The sequence below is a fragment of the Candidatus Methylopumilus rimovensis genome (assembly GCF_006364615.1).
Taxonomy (GTDB): domain Bacteria; phylum Pseudomonadota; class Gammaproteobacteria; order Burkholderiales; family Methylophilaceae; genus Methylopumilus; species Methylopumilus rimovensis.
Genome location: NZ_CP040986.1, coordinates 1 through 19,055 on the forward strand (window position 1 = coordinate 1; position 19,055 = coordinate 19,055).

At 36.3% G+C, this 19,055-nt stretch carries 19 protein-coding genes; 7 read left to right on the forward strand and 12 right to left on the reverse strand.

The window, feature by feature from the left end; translation table 11 throughout:
• The 4 genes from dnaA to FIT61_RS00025 all read left to right on the forward strand — a co-directional run.
• Positions 1 to 1,275 (forward strand): chromosomal replication initiator protein DnaA (gene dnaA / locus FIT61_RS00010; protein ID WP_139872767.1); only part of this gene is annotated, 1,275 nt, incomplete at its 5' end.
• Positions 1,276 to 1,504: 229 nt separating this feature from the next.
• Positions 1,505 to 2,605: a DNA polymerase III subunit beta gene (dnaN, locus tag FIT61_RS00015; protein ID WP_139872769.1), complete on the forward strand. Its 1,101-nt coding sequence runs from the start codon at positions 1,505 to 1,507 to the stop codon at positions 2,603 to 2,605.
• Between the two features lie 23 nt (positions 2,606 to 2,628).
• Positions 2,629 to 5,046 (forward strand): DNA topoisomerase (ATP-hydrolyzing) subunit B, encoded by a 2,418-nt coding sequence (gene gyrB, locus FIT61_RS00020; RefSeq protein WP_139872771.1) that lies wholly within the window; start codon positions 2,629 to 2,631, stop codon positions 5,044 to 5,046.
• Between the two features lie 13 nt (positions 5,047 to 5,059).
• Entirely contained in the window at positions 5,060 to 5,959 is a 900-nt protein-coding gene (locus tag FIT61_RS00025) for a LysR substrate-binding domain-containing protein (protein ID WP_139872773.1), read from the forward strand.
• A 47-nt stretch (positions 5,960 to 6,006) separates the two neighbouring features.
• On the opposite strand, the gene FIT61_RS00030 is transcribed toward FIT61_RS00025, so the two are convergent.
• The 7 genes from FIT61_RS00030 to dsbD form a co-directional block, all read right to left on the reverse strand.
• Positions 6,007 to 6,324, reverse strand: a complete 318-nt coding sequence (locus FIT61_RS00030; RefSeq protein WP_139872774.1) for a YgaP family membrane protein — start codon at positions 6,322 to 6,324, stop codon at positions 6,007 to 6,009.
• Positions 6,325 to 6,376: 52 nt separating this feature from the next.
• Positions 6,377 to 7,276: a 50S ribosomal protein L11 methyltransferase gene (gene prmA, locus FIT61_RS00035; protein WP_139872776.1), complete on the reverse strand. Its 900-nt coding sequence runs from the start codon at positions 7,274 to 7,276 to the stop codon at positions 6,377 to 6,379.
• Positions 7,277 to 8,626, reverse strand: a complete 1,350-nt coding sequence (accC, locus tag FIT61_RS00040; RefSeq protein WP_139882442.1) for an acetyl-CoA carboxylase biotin carboxylase subunit — start codon at positions 8,624 to 8,626, stop codon at positions 7,277 to 7,279.
• 8 nt (positions 8,627 to 8,634) lie between these two features.
• The gene (gene accB, locus FIT61_RS00045) at positions 8,635 to 9,087 is read right to left on the reverse strand and encodes an acetyl-CoA carboxylase biotin carboxyl carrier protein (RefSeq protein ID WP_139872780.1); all 453 of its coding nucleotides are present in this window, start codon (positions 9,085 to 9,087) and stop codon (positions 8,635 to 8,637) included.
• Positions 9,088 to 9,107: 20 nt separating this feature from the next.
• Complete coding sequence (gene aroQ / locus FIT61_RS00050; protein WP_139872782.1) at positions 9,108 to 9,545, reverse strand: type II 3-dehydroquinate dehydratase; 438 nt, start codon at positions 9,543 to 9,545, stop codon at positions 9,108 to 9,110.
• An 86-nt stretch (positions 9,546 to 9,631) separates the two neighbouring features.
• Positions 9,632 to 10,180, reverse strand: a complete 549-nt coding sequence (locus tag FIT61_RS00055) for a TlpA family protein disulfide reductase (RefSeq protein WP_139882443.1) — start codon at positions 10,178 to 10,180, stop codon at positions 9,632 to 9,634.
• Positions 10,167 to 11,960, reverse strand: a complete 1,794-nt coding sequence (gene dsbD / locus FIT61_RS00060; protein ID WP_139882445.1) for a protein-disulfide reductase DsbD — start codon at positions 11,958 to 11,960, stop codon at positions 10,167 to 10,169. Before dsbD ends, FIT61_RS00055 begins: the two co-directional genes overlap by 14 nt.
• A gap of 143 nt (positions 11,961 to 12,103) precedes the next feature.
• Here dsbD and FIT61_RS00065 point away from each other — a divergent pair, with 143 nt between their 5' ends.
• Together FIT61_RS00065 and FIT61_RS00070 are read left to right on the forward strand one after the other, a co-directional pair.
• Positions 12,104 to 12,499, forward strand: coding sequence for an FxsA family protein (locus tag FIT61_RS00065; protein ID WP_139872787.1), 396 nt, complete (start codon positions 12,104 to 12,106; stop codon positions 12,497 to 12,499).
• Complete coding sequence (locus FIT61_RS00070; RefSeq protein ID WP_139872789.1) at positions 12,499 to 13,521, forward strand: CDP-6-deoxy-delta-3,4-glucoseen reductase; 1,023 nt, start codon at positions 12,499 to 12,501, stop codon at positions 13,519 to 13,521. Before FIT61_RS00065 ends, FIT61_RS00070 begins: the two co-directional genes overlap by 1 nt.
• 61 nt (positions 13,522 to 13,582) lie before the next feature.
• Here the strand turns inward: FIT61_RS00070 and FIT61_RS00075 are convergent, their stop codons facing one another.
• The 4 genes from FIT61_RS00075 to hemC all read right to left on the reverse strand — a co-directional run bounded on the left by FIT61_RS00075 (position 13,583) and on the right by hemC (position 16,162).
• Positions 13,583 to 13,777: a hypothetical protein gene (locus tag FIT61_RS00075; protein ID WP_139872790.1), complete on the reverse strand. Its 195-nt coding sequence runs from the start codon at positions 13,775 to 13,777 to the stop codon at positions 13,583 to 13,585.
• 196 nt (positions 13,778 to 13,973) lie between these two features.
• On the reverse strand, positions 13,974 to 14,372 hold the full coding sequence (locus FIT61_RS00080; RefSeq protein ID WP_139872792.1) for a hypothetical protein: 399 nt from the start codon (positions 14,370 to 14,372) through the stop codon (positions 13,974 to 13,976).
• 90 nt (positions 14,373 to 14,462) lie between these two features.
• Positions 14,463 to 15,236: a uroporphyrinogen-III synthase gene (locus FIT61_RS00085; RefSeq protein WP_139872794.1), complete on the reverse strand. Its 774-nt coding sequence runs from the start codon at positions 15,234 to 15,236 to the stop codon at positions 14,463 to 14,465.
• Positions 15,233 to 16,162 (reverse strand): hydroxymethylbilane synthase, encoded by a 930-nt coding sequence (gene hemC, locus FIT61_RS00090; protein ID WP_139872795.1) that lies wholly within the window; start codon positions 16,160 to 16,162, stop codon positions 15,233 to 15,235. The genes FIT61_RS00085 and hemC overlap by 4 nt, the downstream gene beginning before the upstream one ends.
• An 89-nt stretch (positions 16,163 to 16,251) precedes the next feature.
• Between hemC and argH the strand changes: the two genes are divergently transcribed.
• On the forward strand, positions 16,252 to 17,646 hold the full coding sequence (argH, locus tag FIT61_RS00095; RefSeq protein ID WP_139882447.1) for an argininosuccinate lyase: 1,395 nt from the start codon (positions 16,252 to 16,254) through the stop codon (positions 17,644 to 17,646).
• A gap of 14 nt (positions 17,647 to 17,660) precedes the next feature.
• Here argH and FIT61_RS00100 read toward each other — a convergent pair whose 3' ends face one another.
• Positions 17,661 to 19,055, reverse strand: a complete 1,395-nt coding sequence (locus FIT61_RS00100) for an efflux transporter outer membrane subunit (protein ID WP_139882449.1) — start codon at positions 19,053 to 19,055, stop codon at positions 17,661 to 17,663.

Sequence of the window (19,055 nt, forward strand, 5' to 3'; positions counted from 1 at the left end):
TTGGCACCCAATAAGTTTGTACAGCAGTGGGTCAAAGATCGCTTTGCCCAAAAAATTGAAGTATTAGCCAAAGAACAGCTTCCTGATGTTACAAAAGTTGAGTTTGCAATACGCGCCATCAAAGAATCTATACTGCCTAAAAAAGAGGCAGTTTTATCAAAAGCTTTGGCAATTTCACCACCAAATAATATAGCTGAAGCACCAAGTCATGACGCAACCAAAAAAAGTGCAGGTGGCACATTAAAAGAAGCTAAAGCTTCAGGCCTTAATCCTAATTTTACATTTGAAAGTTTCGTGACAGGCAAAGCCAACCAATTAGCTTGCGCTGCAGCCATGCAGGTGGCTGAAAATCCAGGTAAGGCATATAACCCATTATTTATTTATGGTGGCGTCGGATTAGGCAAAACACATTTAATTCAAGCCATCGGTAATCACTTAAAACATATTCAGCCCGATGCAAAAATTAAATATCTTCATGCAGAACGTTACGTATCTGATGTCGTTAAAGCTTATGAAAATAAATCATTTGATGCATTTAAAAAAAATTATCATTCATTAGATTTACTATTGATTGATGACATTCAATTCTTTGCAAAAAAAAATCGCACTCAAGAAGAATTCTTTTATGCATTTAATACGCTAATTGAAAATAAAAAACAAATTATCATTACTTGCGATAGTTATCCAAAAGAAATAGAAGGTGTAGACGAACGCTTAAGAACCCGCTTTAGCTGGGGTCTTACAGTAGCGATTGAACCTCCAGAGCTTGAAATGCGCGTTGCTATTCTGCTTAAAAAAGCGGAAGAAAATAAAATGAAAATTTCTGAAGAAGTTGCATTCTTTATTGCAAAACAAATTCGATCTAACGTACGTGAATTAGAAGGAGCATTAAATAGAATATTAGCCATGTCTAATTTTACAAAGTCGGCTATTGACATTCATTTAGCCAAAGATGCACTTAAAGATTTAATTGCAGTACGTGGGCGCCAAGTGAGTGTTGAGAATATTCAAAAAACAGTGGCTGAATATTTTAAAATTAAAATATCAGATATGTTGAGCAAAAAACGTTCGCGCAATTATTCTAAACCCAGACAGCTTGCGATGGCATTAACAAGAGAACTCACCAATTTAAGTTTTCCTGAAATTGGTGAGGCCTATGGTGGCAGACACCATACAACAGTCATGCATGCATGCGAAGAAATTGAACAATTGCGATTAAACAATCAATCTATTGCGCAAGATTTGGGAATACTAAAACAAGTCCTTAAGGGTTAATTAAACCCTGTGGAAGGGTTGTGGATGAATTGTGGATAAGTAAGGGTTTATAAAAATATGTGTTTTTTATGCACAAATTATCCACAGGAAATTACAATAGAAATGCATAGTTATTCACAAGATAACTAATTGTTTATATTAAATTTTATAGGGTTATCCATAGAAAACCTTACCTTTATTACTATTGTTAGATTTATATATTAAAAAACATTAATTAAAGAAGAAGAATATGAATATAAAAATTAATCGAGATGCATTACTAAAACCACTCGCAAATGTTGCAAGTATTGTGGAACGTAAGCACGCACTTCCAATTCTTTCAAATATTTTAATTCAAGGTAAGGATGGTCAAGTACAACTCACAGCAACTGATTTAGAAATGCAAGTGTCTTTAAGTTTTAAAGCAGACCTTAAAGAAGAAATTGCAACTACAATATCAGCTAGAAAGTTTTTTGATATTACACGATCATTGCCTGATGATTGTGTAATTGATATTGCAATTAAAGATAATCGTGTGTCGGTAAAAGCAAATAAGAGTCGTTTTGCAATTCAAACATTACCTGCAAAAGACTATCCTGTGATGACAAAAGCTTCAAGTGAGGCTGTTGTAATTACTATTTCTCAAATTCAACTTAAACGTTTATTAAAGCAAGTTGAGTTTGCGATGGCACAACAAGACATTCGTTATTATTTAAATGGTTTGTTGTTTGAAGTAAATGGCAATCAATTAAATATTGTAGGTACAGACGGACATCGTTTAAGTTTTACCTCAATTCATTTAGATCAAAACTACAATAAAACAGAAGTGATTCTTCCAAGAAAAACAGTGATTGAGTTAATTAAACTTCTTAATGATTCAGAGGAGCTAGTAACTGTTGAGCTTTATAAAGGCCAGGTAAATTTTAGCTTTAATGATATACAACTTATTTCTAAAGTGATTGATGGTAAATTTCCTGATTACACACGCGTTATTCCAGAGGGACATAACAATCAATTTACAATTGACCGCACACAATTTTTAACATCACTTCAACGCGCATCTATTTTATCGAATGAGAAATATCGCGGTATTCGTATGATGATTTCAGATAACATTTTAAAGCTTATGAGCACAAACACAGAACAAGAGGAAGCGGAAGAAGAGTTGGAAATTCAATATCAACAAGATCCTATTGATATTGGTTTTAATGTGACATACTTAATTGATGTGCTCACAAACATACAAGATGAAAAAGTTAACCTAGCTTTTCTAGACACAAATAGTAGTTGTTTGTTTACGATACCCAATAACAATAACTACAAATATGTAGTAATGCCAATGCGCATTTAATTCAATTAAAAAAAGAGAAACCCATGGCTCAAAAGATAGATAATCAAGAATACAACTCAGACAGCATTAAAATCTTAAAGGGATTAGATGCGGTGCGAAAAAGACCGGGTATGTATATCGGTGACACTTCCGATGGTAGCGGTCTTCACCATATGGTTTTCGAAGTTCTTGATAATGCAATTGATGAATCCTTAGCAGGCCACTGCGATGATATTAAAATTATTATTCATCCAGATAACTCCGTTAGCATCTCGGACAATGGTCGCGGCATTCCAACGGATATTAAAGAAGATGACGAATTTAAACGTTCCGCTGCAGAAATTGTTATGACTGAATTACATGCAGGCGGAAAGTTCGATCAAAACTCTTATAAAGTATCCGGTGGTTTACATGGTGTGGGCGTTTCTGTAGTGAATGCTTTATCAGAATGGTTACGTTTAAAAGTGTGTCGTAATGGCAAGGTTTATCAAATGGAGTTTAAACGCGGTGAACGTGTGGCGCCATTAGCAGAGATGGGTACGACTGATCGTCGTGGAACAGAAGTTCACTTTTTCCCGTCAGCTGAAACATTTACCAATATTGATTTTCATTATGAAATTTTAGCAAAACGCATACGTGAACTATCGTTCCTTAATAATGGCGTTAAAATGGAATTAATAGATCAAAGAACAAATAAATCAGAAAACTTTGCATACTCAGGTGGCGTAAAAGGTTTCGTCGAGTATATGAATCGATCTAAATCTGTACTTCACAAAAAAGCATTTCATGCATTTGGCGAAAAAGACGGTATCAGCGTTGAAGTATCTATGCAATGGAACGATTCATATGGTGAAAATGTTCAATGCTTTACAAATAATATTCCTCAAAGAGACGGCGGTACACATTTAACAGGTCTTCGCACAGCAATGACTCGAACTCTAAACAATTTTATTGAGCAAAATGATCTCGCCAAAAAAGCAAAAGTAGAAACAACTGGTGACGATATGCGCGAAGGGCTCACCTGTATTTTGTCAGTGAAAGTACCAGAGCCTAAATTTTCTTCACAGACAAAAGATAAATTAGTATCAAGTGAAGTGCAACCTGTAGTATCTGATGTGGTTGCATCTAAACTTGCTGATTTCTTAGCTGAGAGCCCAGCAGATGCAAAAATTATTTGTAATAAAATTATTGACGCTGCTCGAGCACGCGAAGCAGCGAGAAAAGCGCGCGATATGACGCGTCGTAAAGGCGCTATGGATTCTATGGGTCTCCCAGGAAAACTAGCAGACTGCCAAGAAAAAGATCCTTCCTTATGCGAAATTTATTTGGTCGAGGGTGATTCCGCAGGGGGCTCTGCAAAGCAAGGACGCGATCGCAAGAACCAAGCAATCCTTCCGTTAAAAGGAAAAATTTTAAACGTAGAAAAAGCGCGTTTCGATAAATTATTATCCTCACAAGAAATCGCAACACTCATAACTGCCTTGGGTACTGGAATAGGTAAAGATGATTTTAATGTTGAGAAGTTACGTTATCACCGAATTATCATCATGACTGACGCGGACGTCGATGGCGCACATATTCGTACATTACTTTTAACATTCTTCTATCGTCAAATGCCGGAGCTTGTCGAACGAGGCCATATTTATATTGCCCAACCACCGCTTTTCAAGGTGAAGCAAGGCAAGCATGAACAATATCTAAAAGACGAACAAGAACTCGATCAGTATTTACTTGAGTCCGCTATTAAAGATGCAACTTTGTTAACTAAAAAAGGCGGCACTCACTTAACTGGGGATGGATTGGGTGAGATTGCAAGACAAATGGTATTAACAGAAGCAGTGATTCGTCGTATTGCCCCTCACTATGATGAGGCTGTTTTGCGTGCAATTCTTCATGTAGGCGCTATTGATTTATCAAGTGAAGCTAAAGCCGAAAAAATTGCAGAAGCCATTAGAGAGCGTCTTATTAATAAGAGCACTGAAAAATCAGAAGTGATTGTGTCACTTGATGAAGAAACTAAATCTTATAAATTGGCGGTAAATAAATTCGTACACGGTAATTTAGAAAGTTGTGTCATTGACGCATTGTTCTTATCAAGTGGAGATTACCAACAATTATTAAAAACATCACAAATGCTTGATGGTCTAGTGGCGGAAGGTGCTGTGATTCAGCGCGGTGAAAAATCACAATCAATTTCAAATTTTAAAGAAGCGCTCGACTGGTTGTTAGGTGAAGCAAAACATAATTTAAATATACAGCGCTATAAAGGTTTAGGTGAAATGAATCCTGAACAGCTTTGGGAAACAACTATGGATCCCAATGTGCGAAGATTACTTAAAGTTCAAATTGAAGATGCTATTTCAGCCGATGAAATATTTTCAACGCTCATGGGCGACCAAGTAGAGCCTAGACGCGCGTTTATTGAAAACAATGCATTAGGAGCAAGTAATCTCGATATTTAGGTTTACTTAATTTATGACACTAAGTGAACTAAGATTTGTGGTTGCTGTAGCTAAAGAAAAAAACTTTAGACGCGCAGCAAGTAAATGTTTTGTGAGCCAGCCAGCATTAAGTTTAGCCATTAAAAAACTAGAAGAAGAACTTAATGTTTCATTATTTGAAAGAAATCGTACCGAAGTTACTATTACGGAAATTGGCGAAAGAATTATTGCGCAAGCCAATATCATTTTAGACGAAGTTGAAAAAATTAAATCATTCGCCAAATCTGGCGGAGATCCCTTAGATGGATCAATTAAAGTAGGCATGATTCATTCAGTCGGACCTTACTTGTTACCACAAATTATTCCTATTTTAAGAAAACTAGCGCCGAAAATGCCGTTAGAAGTCGAAGAAAATATTACTTCAAGTCTTGAATTACAATTAAAAAACGGACAAATTGATGCAGCGATTGTGGCTTTGCCATTTAATATTCCAGGTATACAAGTCTTGCCTCTTTATAAAGAAGAGTTTGTAGTGGCTGTGCCGAATAATCATCCTTGGGCAGCTCGAAAAAATATTGACCCGAAAGAATTAAGTGATGAAAAAGTATTACTTTTAAATAGTGGACATTGTTTTAGTTTGCAGGTGGTGGAGTCGTGTCCAGACTTATCTAAAAAAGGCGAAGTGCTTCAAGGCAATTCACTTGAAACAATTCGTAATATGGTGGCATCTAACCTAGGTATTACCGTATTACCAAAAAGTGCAACCTCAGATCGTTATCAAAATCATTTAATAAAGGTGATACCTTTTATTAAACCTATTCCTTCAAGAACTATTGCAGTGGCTTATCGCAAAAGCTTTGTGCGAATGAAGGCTTTGGAAACTATTTCAGAGGCGATACGATTGATTAAAACAGATACGATTGAAATGATTTAAGAAAGAAGCGTTATTGATATATAACGCTTCTTAATATGGATAAGCGATTAACGAGCTGCGCGTCTTCTTTTTGGAGCCGCTTTACGTTTAGCAGCTGGTTTTTTAGCAGCAGCTTTACGAGCTGGTTTACGTTTAGCTGGTTTTCTTGCCGCAGTTGACCTTGCAGGCGCTTTCTTAGAACCAAGACCTAAAACAGATTTGACAGGACATGAAGCTAAAACACCAGTGCCTAATAAAAATACACCGACGATTTCATCAACCATGCCATATTCAAAAACAGAGTAACCACCAATTGCTTGGCCTAATACAGCAGCACCAACAGCAATACGAACTACTCTTTCTAAACCTTTAACGTTCTTCTTCATTTACTAATCCTTTTTATTAAGAGGAGTTTGCATCATAAACGAATTAAAAAATTTAGGAAATACTTTTTTTCGTGCCTGACATGAGAATCCAGCCTTCGCGTTCAATCGGTTTGTTTAAATTAAACCATGCACTATATATTTCAGTCAGCATTTCAACTTGTTCTTTTAATATACCAGATAACGCAATTTTTCCTTGAGGCTTGCAAGCCTTGGCTATGATGGGCGCTAAGACAGAGAGTGCGCTAGATAAAATATTTGCAACAACAATGTCAGCTTCAAATTTTAATGATGATTCTGAATTATAAAATTGAATGTTGACATGATTTTCTTTTGCATTATGTGTGCTTGAAATAATTGCTTGTGGATCAATATCTACACCTACGACTTCTTTTGCACCACATTTCTTTGCTGCAATCGATAAAATACCTGACCCACATCCGTAATCTAAGACACAATCATTGATCTTTACTTCTTTAATAAGCCACTCTAAACATAAATGTGTTGTAGGGTGGCTTCCTGTACCAAATGCCAATCCAGGATCTAAAATAATATTGATAGCGCTTGGATTGGGTGTTGTATGCCAGCTTGGAACGATCCAAAGTTTATTTAAAATGCTAATCGGTTCAAATTGTGATTGTGTTAACGTGACCCAATTTTGTTCTTCTACAGACTCAAGCGTGTAATCAATATCAGATAAACCCGTCATAGTTTTAAGTTCATCTATCACAGTATCAATAGATATAGAGTCATCAAAAAGAGATTCAATTGTGTTGTGTTGCCAGATCGTATTGCTAGGTATATTGGGTTCGCCAAAAAGGGCTTCTTCATTTTCGCTATTGAGATACGAGTCTTCGATGGATGATGAAAGTGCGCCAAGTTCGATTAAAGCATCACTAATGATGTGTGCATATTCTGCACTTGCTTGGATTTTAAGATTGATCCAAGCGGCCATTTATTTTTTTTGTATGCCGAGTTTTTTTTCTAAATAATGGATGCTGACACCGCCATTGTTAAACGCTAGATCAGCCATGAGATCTAAGTGCAAAGGAATATTTGTTTTAATACCTTCCACGACCATTTCTGATAAGGCCACACGCATTCTTGCTACAGCTTGATCTCGTGTATCACCATAAGTAATTAATTTACCAATCATAGAGTCGTAATTAGAAGGCACGGTATAGCCTGCGTAAGTATGTGTATCTACGCGAACACCAGGACCTCCTGGCATATGGAATGTAGTTACTTTGCCAGGTGAAGGAACAAAGTTATAAGGATCCTCAGCATTAATTCGACATTCAATCGCGTGACCCTTAAATACAATATCTTTTTGCTTAAATGGTAATTTTTCACCCGCAGCAATTTTGATTTGCTGTTGAACAATATCAATACCGGTTATAAATTCAGTAACAGGATGTTCAACTTGCAAACGTGTATTCATTTCAATGAAATAAAATTCATTATTTTCATATAAAAATTCAAATGTGCCTGCGCCTCGATAATTAATTGTGCGACATGCTTCGGCACAGCGTTCGCCAATTTTCTCGCGAAGTTTTGCAGATAAACCAGGTGCAGGTGCTTCCTCGATAATTTTTTGATGGCGACGTTGGAGAGAACAATCGCGTTCGCCAAGATATACTGCATTACCGTGTTGGTCAGAGAGGACTTGAAATTCGATATGCCGAGGTTTTTCTAAAAACTTTTCCATATAAACCGTTGGATTACCAAATGCTGTTTGTGCTTCTTGTTTGGTCATATTAACCGAAGCAATAAGGGCGGCCTCGGTATGAACAACGCGCATGCCTCGCCCACCACCACCACCAGCAGCCTTAATGATTACTGGGTAACCAATTTTTTTAGCAATAGCGATTATTTCTTTGGGTTCATCAGGAAGCGCTCCATCCGAGCCCGGTACACATGGTACACCGGCTTCTTTCATTGCATTTTTTGCGCTGACTTTGTCGCCCATTAGGCGAATAGTTTCTGGACGAGGACCAATAAATACGAAGCCGCTTTGTTGAACGCGCTCAGCAAAATCTGCATTCTCAGATAGAAAACCATAGCCAGGATGAATTGCTTCTGCATCCGTCACTTCAGCGGCACTAATTACAGCCGGAATATTTAAATAGCTTTGAGTGGAAGGTGCTGGGCCAATACATACAGATTCATCAGACAGTTTGACATATTTTGCATCGCGGTCTGCTTCAGAATGCACAGTGACTGTTTTAATGCCAAGCTCACGACATGCACGCAATACTCTAAGTGCAATTTCGCCACGATTGGCGATTAGTATTTTTTCAAACATAAAGTTAGTTAGCCAATAATAAAGAGAGTTTCGCCGTACTCAACGGGCTGACCGTTCTCAACCAAGATTTTTTTAATCGTACCAGTTGCATCCGCTTCAATTTCATTGAGTAATTTCATAGCTTCAATAATACAAAGCGTGTCACCTTTAGTAACTTTAGACCCCACATCGACAAAAGACTTAGCATCAGGAGAAGGTGAACGATAGAAAGTTCCTACCATCGGCGAATTTACTGCATGACCATCTATTTTTTCTGCAACAGGTTTAGTTTCTGGAGCGCTTACGTCTGATGGAGTTGTCATTTGAGGCTGAGGCGCTTGAATATAATGCGTCATAGGCGCGCCTTGATTCATAAGTTGACGACTAATTTTGACTTTTTCTTCACCTTCGGTGAGTTCAAGTTCAGCGATACCAGACTCTTCAACCAAGTCGATTAATTTTTTAAGTTTGCGTAAATCCATAATGACCTCTTTTTAAAACTTTAAGCGTTAATTGCAAAATTAAGGGCTGCTATATAACCATCCGCACCTAAGCCGCTAATCACAGCGACAGCGATATCAGAAAAATAGGAGTGATGCCTAAAAGGCTCCCTTGCATATACATTAGATAAATGAACTTCTATAAATGGTACTTTCACAGCTGATAATGCATCGCGCATCGCCACAGATGTGTGCGTATAAGCTGCCGGATTAATAATTAGAAAATCAATTTTGTCTTTATGAAGTGATTGGATTTTGTTTACTAAGTCCCCTTCACTATTGCTTTGCATGGTTTCAAGTTTAATGGCCTTTGCTGATGCAATGGTTTTTAAGACTTGATCGATGTCTTCTAAGGTTTGTTTGCCATAATGCTGCGGCTCGCGCTCGCCTAGAAGGTTTAGGTTGGGCCCATGCAAAACTAGGATTGATTTTGTTGCCATGCGTTACGTTTTTTCTTGAATCTATGGAAGTTAATTTTGCCGAAAATAACGTTTTTTGTCTACAAATTAGACGAAATTAAGGAAAATTAAAGGCTTTTAGAGGGTTGCAATAAAGGTTTGAGTATGGCATTCAATTGGTCTTGATGAATACGACCAGGAATGGTTTTTTGAATGATACCTTGCGAATCTATGATTACAGTATAAGGCAAAATACCTTCATTGTTTCCTAAATTTTTACCCAGAACCACTCCTTTATCCTCATCTACAAGAATAGGGTATGTTACTTTTGTGCTTTTAAGATAAGACCTCACGGCCTTTTCTTCATCAATTGCAATCCCTACTACCACAACGTTTTTAGGTTGATTCTCAACATAGATGTTAGACAATTCAGGCATTTCTTCGCGACATGGCTCGCACCAAGTTGCCCAAAAATTAAGCACAATGATTTTATGCTGAAATTGTTTGAGGTTTTGAGGCTTGCCATAAGGATCATTTATGACCGATGCAAATAGAGGGGCAGACGAGAGATTGTTTTTTTCCGCAGGCTTTAAAAAAATGCGAGAAAAAGAAAATCCTAAAAAAATAATGGCAACCACATAGATGGTCACATGAAGTTTAGTTTTATTGATTTTCATGTTGGAGCGTTTTAAGGTGATCTAGCATTTGTGATGAATTCTTAAAGCCTACAATTTTAAAAGTATGTAATTCGTTATGTTGTTTATCGAAAAATAATATGGCTGGCGGACCATAAAGATTGAAATGTTTTAATAAAGCTTTATGCTCGGTATTATTTTGAGTGACGTCAACCTGAAGCAATCTATATTCTTTGAGGTGTTCTTTGACCTTTGCGTTATTGAAAGTAAGTTTTTCGTATTCTTTACAAGATACACACCAATCTGCATAAAAATCTAGCATGATCATCTTGTTGTCTCGCTGATTCAGTTCCCGAGATAAATCATCAAGACTTTGAATTTGTTTAAATGGTAAAACAGAGACGTGATTAGACTTCGCGGCAATAGAAATATTTTTATTAGCAGATAAATCTATTTTTTGAAGTGTTAGTCCAAAAAGTAAAATGGAAGCAATGAGTGTCACAAAAGCAAGTAGATGAACCCAAGACATCGATTTATATTTGAAGCGACGAATTGCAAAAAATAAATAAATAGAGAGCGCAAGCAATAAAGCGCTGTAAGCAATCTGATCGATATTTTCAGGGAACAATGGGCTCATAATAAACAGGCCCATGGCAATTAAGATAAAGCCAATCAGCTCTTTAACAATAATCATCCAGTGGCCGCGTTTAGGTAGCCATTGATCAGAAAAGATACCAATAAGAAGTAGTGGGATACTCATGCCAATAGAAAGTGTAAATAAAGCTAAGCCGCCCAAGACAAAATCTCTTGATTGATTGATATAGATGATTGCTCCTGCAAGAGGAGGCGCAATGCAGGGGCTTAATACAAGAGATGAAATCATTCCGATAATAAATACATTAAGATACTTGCCCCCTTCTACACGAAGGATAGATGTCGCAATAAAATTTTCAATGAAGTGAGGTAATTTAAGCGCATATAGATCAAACATAGAAAGTGCTAAAAGAATAAAAACAACGCCGAGAACAAACATGAGCAAAGGGCTTTGAATGCTTGACGTAATTAAATTTCCTGACAATCCTGCAAAAATACCTATGAAGGTATAAGTAAAAGAAACGCCACCCACATAACTGAAAGACAGAAAAAAATCTTTTAAGCGTGTTTGATGAGAGGGGCGTTTATGTGAAGCAAAAATAATGCTTGATAAAATCGGAATCATGGGAAGAACGCAAGGTGTTAATGAAAGTAAAAGCCCTGCAATAAAAAATCCTAACAAAATAAGACCAATGTGTTGTGACTGCAATAAAAATTGCATCGTATCAACTTCAGAATTAGAGCTGATCGCGTTTAAATTTTTAGTTTGAATGTTATCGTACTTAAATTCTTTTGAAATGGGCGCATAGCAAAGACCTTTTGAACTACACCCCTGATATGTCAGGCTAATTTTTTTTGGTGGATGATTTGGATCGTATGGAATTGAGGCGTTTAAAGTGCCATGGTAAATTTCTGTTTTTCCAAAATGAGGGTCAGTTTTAATTTCTCCCGTTGGCAAAAGTATTTGATTTTGAGAAATATGATCAAATTCAACTTTCAATTTGTTGCGATAAAGATAATAGTCTTTCGCAATAAAGAAAGCTGCCTCGATAGATTGAGAATTTTTTTTGATTGTTAATTGAAAAGCTTCGTCAGGCTGTAGAAAAGCATTTTTATCTTTTAAGAATAAAGATTCGTTAGCATTTGCGATATTGATGTGTAAGCCGATAAAAAATAAACTAAACAAAACTGTTATTTTTTTTGAAAAAGAAAAAATACGGCTAAACATGAATAATGACCTTTAATTTATAAGAAGTTAGTAGGTTGGAGTTAAATCATCACAAAATCGTTCCTTAAGTATGATTCAATCAAGCTCTTAAGCACAACGATCATTTATTACATATAATTCTACTAAATTAATAGAATAACCTAATGCGATTACTTTTTACTATTCTTTTATTATCCTTCCCAATCATTGAGATATGGGGCATCTTTAAACTAAGCGCTCTTTATGGGTGGTGGTTTTTTCTTTATATGATTTTAGTCACGTACCTTGGTTGGAGATTAATCAAAGAAGAAAAACAATTAGTTTTTGCAAAGCTAATGGGCTCAATGAGTCAAGGTGGTAACCCAATTAAAGCCATGATTGGAAGTGCACGTAATTTTTTTGCAGGTATCTTATTTATTATTCCAGGTGTGGTTACAGATTTTTTTGCAATTATATTGCTTTTAATACCTATTAAAGATAAAGCTTCTCAAAATATTGATCCAAAAGAGGAAGATGTTATCGAAGGTGAATATCGACGAGATGATGAGCTTTTAAAATAATGAGTTACACCATAAAACTTTTACCCAGTGGACATACCTTTCAAGCCAAGGGAAGCCAAACAATTGTAGAGGCAGCAATTGATGCGGGTGTTCATTTACCATATGGTTGTCGAAATGGCGCTTGTGGCGCATGCAAAGGCAAAATCGTTGAGGGTAAAGTACATTTAGAAGAGTATCAATCAGCCATTATCTCAGAAGAAGAGATTAAAAATGGTATGACACTGTTTTGTAGAGCAATGCCAATAGAAAATTTAACCATTGAGATTAAAGAATTGGGAAGCACTAATAATATTAAGCCTAAAATATTTCCTGTGCGTGTTGAGGCTTTAGAGAAACTTACATCTGATGTCATGTTGATGAAATTAAAACTCCCAAGCACTGACAAACTTCAATTTGTAGCAGGACAATACTTAGAGTTTTTACTTAAAGATGGAAAGCGCCGAGCATTTTCGATTGCAAGCCCCTCATATGAATCCTCATTACTTGAGATACATCTTAGATTAATTCCAGGTGGCGAATTTACAGAATATGTATTCCAAGAAATGAAAGAAAAATCTATTTTGCGCGTGGAAGGTCCATTTGGAAATTTCTTCTTACGCGAAAATTCTATAAAGCCTATTATTTTTGTAGCTGGGGGAACGGGCTTTGCACCAATCAAGGGCATGATTGAAGAATCTATTCAAAAAGGCATGAAACGACCTATTAGGCTTTATCGTGGCGCAAGAATATTAGAAGATTTATATATGGATGCGTTATGCAAAAAATGGGCACACGAATTTTCGCACATTGAATATATACCTGTATTGTCAGAATCACGCAAAGAAGATAAATGGCAGGGATGCGAAGGCTTGGTGCATGAAGTTGTCTTAAAAGACTTTACAAGTCTGAATGACTACCAGCTATATTGTTGTGGTGCCCCACAAATGGTAGAAGTCGCTCATAAAGCATTTATTGCACAAGGACTTCCGGAAGATGAATTTTATTCAGATGCCTTTACATTTGCAGCACCCTTAAAAAAATAGAAACAAATAAGCATAAAAAAAGGCGCTGTAAGCGCCTTTTTCTTTGGATACAAAAAGCTAATTATTTAGCAGCTTTAGCATCAGCAGCTGGTTTAGCAGCTTTAGCATCAGCAGCTGGAGCAGCTGGTTTAGCAGCTTTAGCATCAGCAGCTGGAGCAGCTTTAGCATCAGCAGCTGGTTTAGCAGCGTCAGCAGCGAAAGCGTTTAAAGAAAGTGCGAATAAACCTGCAACTAATGAAGCGAATAACTTAGACATGTAATTTCCTTAAATATTAATTAAACAAAAATATGTATCAAAGTGATACATATTGAATCGTGAATAAAGCACGATTTGACGCGCATTATACATGAGCCACAATTTTTATCTACAAAAATACGACTCACAGTCAAAGACTTAAATATTCTGAAGAAGTTCCATGATGTTTATAGCGCATATACAAAGAAAATAATTTTTAATTAAAACGACTTTGCAATATAGCGCTATAAAACTCAATCATAGCTTGCTTTACAGCGCCTATTGTAAATTTAATAGCATGAAAAATTTTTGTAATATGTCCTAAAAGCGAAGCATAAACTTCATGACCTAGGAAAATATTTATACCAAATCCAATGCCAAAACAAATCAAGACAATAAAGGAATGAGTAATTAAATGTCGAGGTAATTCCTTAACGAATGGATTATTTCTCTTTCCTATTTTCTTAAATTTAAAATTCTTGAAATGAAAAAAATAATAACTGATAGTTTGAAATGCAATGATAAGCAAGAGCCAAGAACAATTTAAATTATTAAGACCGACTAAAATAGACAGAATAATACTTATAAGCAATCCAAGCTTTCCAACAAGTTTCATATACGGCTTAGTGAATTAAAGACTCACTAATTTAGCATTTGAGTTTTATTACACAATCCACAATACGCAGCGATATTTTTTATTAAAAAATTAATGATCGATTGTTTCTAAAAGTTTTTTCATCATTGATTGATCAGACGGTTCGTCTGACGCAAAAGTCATAAAAGATTCTCTTTCAAGCACGCTTACCATTCTTGGATGATTTACAATAAAAAGAACATCTTTTAAAAAATTCATATCTTTCAAACGGCTTAAACGAACAAATTCTTTGCATGCTTCCGAGCTTGTAATAAATACTGCTGAAATATGAATTTTTTCGGAAAAAGCCTTTAGTAAATCTAAATTACTCTGAGGAAAAGTGCGTGTATAACATTCCGCATAAGTGACCTCAGCGCCTCGAGCCCTTAATGTTTCTGCCAAAGTTTCTCGACCGCCTTCACCTCTAAAAATTACAATTTTTTTATTTTTAATGTCATTCATTTCCTTGGTAGCAAGCAAACCTTCACTATCAAAGTTTTCATCTGGGATGAGTACATTATTTACATCAAATAATTTCAATGCTTTTTGAGTAGATGGCCCAATAGCTGCAAATTGGGTTAACTTAGGTAATGTGTGAAATGCCTGTTTTACTACCGGCATACCAAATTGAACTGCATTTGAGCTAATAAAAATAGCCCAATCATAATCATCTAATTTCAAAACGATATTTTGAAAAATTTCATTTTGGCTTTTTGACTTGATTTCAAGCAATGGAAATTCAATTGGATGTCCTTGGTGCTCGTTCACCAAAGCTTTAATTTCCCCTGTTTGATGAGAGGGACGTGTAATTACAATACCTGTTTGATGGAGTTCTTTTTTGCTCATATCGCAAGACTTGCTAAAATTTTATCTGCACCTTGATCAAGAAGTTGCTTAGCGAGTTTTTCGCCAAGCTTTTCAGCGTCTTCAATGGAGCCTTCAACTTTATCTTTGACCATTTCTTTTCCATCAATAGAAGCGACAAAGCCCTGTAGTTTAAGTAATTTATTTTCAATAATGGCATGCGCGCCAAGAGGCACAGTGCAACTACCACCTAAAGTTCGACTCATTTCTCTTTCAGCTAAAACACACTGAGCCGTCTCATAATGATGAAGTGGCTTTAATAGCTCAACAAGATCAGCTCGTACTTTTAATATTTCAATAGCAAGCGCACCTTGCCCCACTGCAGGAATTGAATTTTCAGGAGACATATATTGTCGGATTCGCGTTTTTAATTTGAGTCGAATGAGTCCAGCTGCTGCCAAAATAATTCCTTGATATTGTTTTTTATCGAGTTTTCTTAATCGGGTTTGCAAATTACCTCGTAAAGGCTCAATAACTAGCTCAGGAAACCGACGTTGTAGTTGACTTTGTCGGCGAAGACTTGAAGTGCCTACAACACTTCCAGGAGGCAGCATCTCGAGCGCTCCAAAGTCATTAGAAATGAACGCATCTCTTGCATCTTCTCGCTTCCCAATTGCGGCAATCATGAATTCATCACTTAAATGCATGGGTAAATCTTTGAGAGAATGCACAGCAATATCAGCTTCTTTATTTTGTAATGCGACTTCAAGCTCTTTAATAAAAAGACCTTTGCCACCAATTTTAGAGAGTGATTTATTAAGTGTTTTATCACCTTGGGTTGTCATACCAAGAATACTCACTTCTAATCTCGGATATAAAGATAAAAGTTGTGACTTAATATATTCGGCTTGCCAAATCGCAAGCTCACTTTCGCGTGTCGCGATGGTTATATGTTTAGGCTGGGTCATAGTTGAAATTAAAACGAATAAGACATTTTATCATAAGCTAGGCCATTGAAAATTTAGAAAATCATAAGCTTTAGCTTATACTTTCACCTATGGCTAAAAAAGAGACAAAAAAAGCGAATTGGTCAGGCAGATTTAATGAGCCTGTGACAGAACTCGTTAAAAGATTTACAGCATCGATTAACTTCGACCAGAAATTAGGTCTTTACGACATTGAAGGATCAATGGCACACGCTGAAATGTTAGCTGCACAAAAAATTATCACACAAAAAGATTTAAAAGCGATTCAAGATGGCTTACAGAACATTCAAAAAGAAATCTTAACGGGCACCTTTAAATGGTCAGTCGATTTAGAAGATGTACATTTAAATATTGAAAAAAGATTAACGGATAAAATTGGTGAGGCCGGTAAAAAATTACATACAGGCAGGTCAAGAAATGATCAGGTCGCCACTGATTTGAGGTTATGGTTAAGAGCGATTACAGATGAAACGATCCAAAAAATTAGAACGCTTCAGTTGTCGGTTGTTCAGTTAGCAGATAAACATCAAAAAACAATCATGCCTGGCTTCACACATCTTCAAGTGGCCCAGCCTGTGACTTTCGGTCATCATTTGATGGCTTACTATGAAATGTTGCAAAGAGATCTTACAAGATTTGAAGACGCCAAAAAAAGAATGAATCAATTGCCGCTCGGTGCCGCGGCACTTGCGGGTACAAGTTACCCTATTGATAGAAACAAGGTAGCTAAAAAACTTAAATTTGATGGCGTATGTGAAAACTCTATAGACGCAGTTTCAGATAGAGATTTTGCAATTGAATTTACTTTTGCAGCTTCTTTATTAATGACGCATTTATCAAGATTTTCAGAAGAACTTATTATGTGGTCGAGTCCGATGTTTGGATTTATAGAAATTGCCGATAGATTTTGTACCGGTTCATCGATCATGCCGCAAAAAAAGAATCCAGACGTGCCAGAATTAGTGAGAGGCAAAACAGGAAGAGTGACAGGGCATTTAATGGGCCTTCTTATGCTTATGAAAGCACAGCCCCTTGCTTATAATAAAGATAACCAAGAAGATAAAGAGCCTCTTTTTGATACCGCTAATACAATTTTAGATGCACTGACTATTTATGCAGATATGCTAAAAGGCATCACCGTCAATGAAAAAAATATGAAAGAAGCGACTTTAAAAGGATACGCTACCGCCACTGACTTAGCAGATTATCTTGTGATCAAAGGTGTAGCATTTAGAGATGCACATGAAATTGTTGCAAAAGCTGTACATGCAGCTATAAAAAACAAATGTGATTTGTCAGAACTTAAAATAGATGAATTGAAAAAATTTAGTAAGATGATTTCAAGTGACGTATATAAACATCTCACGCTTGAGGGGTCAATCAAGTCCAGAAATCACATAGGCGGTACGTCCTATGATCAAGTTAAAAAGGCGATTGAAAAAGCTAAAAAATCTTTAAATCAATAATTAATTTAAAGATTTTATTGAGTAGACCAGCTGCCGCCTAAAGATTTAAATAGTTCCACGCTCGCCATAAGTCTCAATTGCCTTTTTTGAATATATGCAATCGATGCATCGTTGTATATACGCTGAGCATCAAGATATTCTAGGTAGCTTGAATAACCAGCTTTGTAGCGATTTGATGCAATATCCATTGCTTTCTTTGCTGCGTCTTGCGTAAGTTTTAAATCATTTTCTTGTTCAGTATATTCTTTTAAAGAAACGATCGCGTTATTCACTTCTTTAAAAGCATTTTGTATAGAAGACTCATAATAGCTAAGCGCCTGTTTTTGTTTGGCTGTCGCTTGAGAAACTCTCGTTTGCGCTCTTCCCGAATCAAAAATTGGTAGTGTTAATCCCAAACCGATTCCCCATATATCTGAACCAGTTTTATCGATGTTTTTTAATTCAGCACTTTCTCTCCCGAAATTTGCTGTAAGAACAATATTTGGAAAAAGAGCCGCCTTAGCAACGCCAATATTTGCATTAGCTGCAATCATTATTTGTTCAGCTTCTTTAATATCTGGCCGTGATTCTAAAAGTGACGATGGCATATTAGCCGGAGGTATAGGAGGTGTGACCAAGGCATCTAATTTATTTTCTGGAATATTTAAATTCATATCGCCCGATAAAAGAATAAGCTGATTCGCAACGATTTCGCGTTGACGCATAAGATCGCTAAGTTGAGCTGAAAGATTATTTAAAGCTGCTTCTGCTTGATGAAGATCGAGCGCTGATATAAGCCCGCTCTCCAAACGCTTTTTGGTTAGCTCTAAATTTTCTTTGCGAGATACCACATTTTCTTTTAAAGCTAGTATTTGTGAATCAATACTCCGTAATAATAAGTAATTACTTGCAAGCGTGCTTTGTAAACTCAGTACCACAGTATCTTTTGAATATTGAGATGCAATATATTCTGCGCGCGCTGATTCTTTTGCTCGACGTAACCTTCCCCAAAAGTCTAGCTCAAATGATGTGCCTAATTGAATATTAAAATTTTTACGAAAAGGCTGTACAAAACTTGGAGGAATAATGCCATTTTCAGTTGCTTTGCTCCGATTTCCCTGAGACGTTAAATCTACAGAAGGTATTAGAGCAGCACCTACTTGTTTTAAATATGCATCAGCCTCTTCTAATCTTGCAATGGCGGCATTTATATCTACATTCTTATTTAATGCTTTATCCATGAGATGATCAAGTGCCGGGTCCTGATAAAGCTTCCACCAATTATTTAAATCTGTGGCTATATTTTCCTTATTAACTTCTTGATGATAAGTATTAGGTAAATTAATCTCTGGGCGTTTGTAATCCGGACCAACCAACGCACAACTGATTAAATTTGAAAAAATAAAAAGTAATAAAAGACGAAGTATCAT

What these genes read in the sequence shown, in the direction of transcription:
- aroQ (WP_139872782.1), bottom strand. Translation starts at nt 9,545, where the DNA reads ATGGCAACAAAATCAATCCTAGTTTTGCATGGGCCCAACCTAAACCTT.
- FIT61_RS00065 (WP_139872787.1), top strand. Translation starts at nt 12,104, where the DNA reads ATGCGATTACTTTTTACTATTCTTTTATTATCCTTCCCAATCATTGAG.
- argH (WP_139882447.1), top strand. Translation starts at nt 16,252, where the DNA reads ATGGCTAAAAAAGAGACAAAAAAAGCGAATTGGTCAGGCAGATTTAAT.
- prmA (WP_139872776.1), bottom strand. Translation starts at nt 7,276, where the DNA reads ATGGCCGCTTGGATCAATCTTAAAATCCAAGCAAGTGCAGAATATGCA.
- hemC (WP_139872795.1), bottom strand. Translation starts at nt 16,162, where the DNA reads ATGACCCAGCCTAAACATATAACCATCGCGACACGCGAAAGTGAGCTT.
- FIT61_RS00070 (WP_139872789.1), top strand. Translation starts at nt 12,499, where the DNA reads ATGAGTTACACCATAAAACTTTTACCCAGTGGACATACCTTTCAAGCC.
- FIT61_RS00025 (WP_139872773.1), top strand. Translation starts at nt 5,060, where the DNA reads ATGACACTAAGTGAACTAAGATTTGTGGTTGCTGTAGCTAAAGAAAAA.
- gyrB (WP_139872771.1), top strand. Translation starts at nt 2,629, where the DNA reads ATGGCTCAAAAGATAGATAATCAAGAATACAACTCAGACAGCATTAAA.
- FIT61_RS00055 (WP_139882443.1), bottom strand. Translation starts at nt 10,180, where the DNA reads ATGAAAATCAATAAAACTAAACTTCATGTGACCATCTATGTGGTTGCC.
- FIT61_RS00100 (WP_139882449.1), bottom strand. Translation starts at nt 19,055, where the DNA reads ATGATACTTCGTCTTTTATTACTTTTTATTTTTTCAAATTTAATCAGT.
- dsbD (WP_139882445.1), bottom strand. Translation starts at nt 11,960, where the DNA reads ATGTTTAGCCGTATTTTTTCTTTTTCAAAAAAAATAACAGTTTTGTTT.
- FIT61_RS00080 (WP_139872792.1), bottom strand. Translation starts at nt 14,372, where the DNA reads ATGAAACTTGTTGGAAAGCTTGGATTGCTTATAAGTATTATTCTGTCT.
- dnaN (WP_139872769.1), top strand. Translation starts at nt 1,505, where the DNA reads ATGAATATAAAAATTAATCGAGATGCATTACTAAAACCACTCGCAAAT.
- accB (WP_139872780.1), bottom strand. Translation starts at nt 9,087, where the DNA reads ATGGATTTACGCAAACTTAAAAAATTAATCGACTTGGTTGAAGAGTCT.
- accC (WP_139882442.1), bottom strand. Translation starts at nt 8,626, where the DNA reads ATGTTTGAAAAAATACTAATCGCCAATCGTGGCGAAATTGCACTTAGA.
- FIT61_RS00030 (WP_139872774.1), bottom strand. Translation starts at nt 6,324, where the DNA reads ATGAAGAAGAACGTTAAAGGTTTAGAAAGAGTAGTTCGTATTGCTGTT.
- FIT61_RS00085 (WP_139872794.1), bottom strand. Translation starts at nt 15,236, where the DNA reads ATGAGCAAAAAAGAACTCCATCAAACAGGTATTGTAATTACACGTCCC.
- FIT61_RS00075 (WP_139872790.1), bottom strand. Translation starts at nt 13,777, where the DNA reads ATGTCTAAGTTATTCGCTTCATTAGTTGCAGGTTTATTCGCACTTTCT.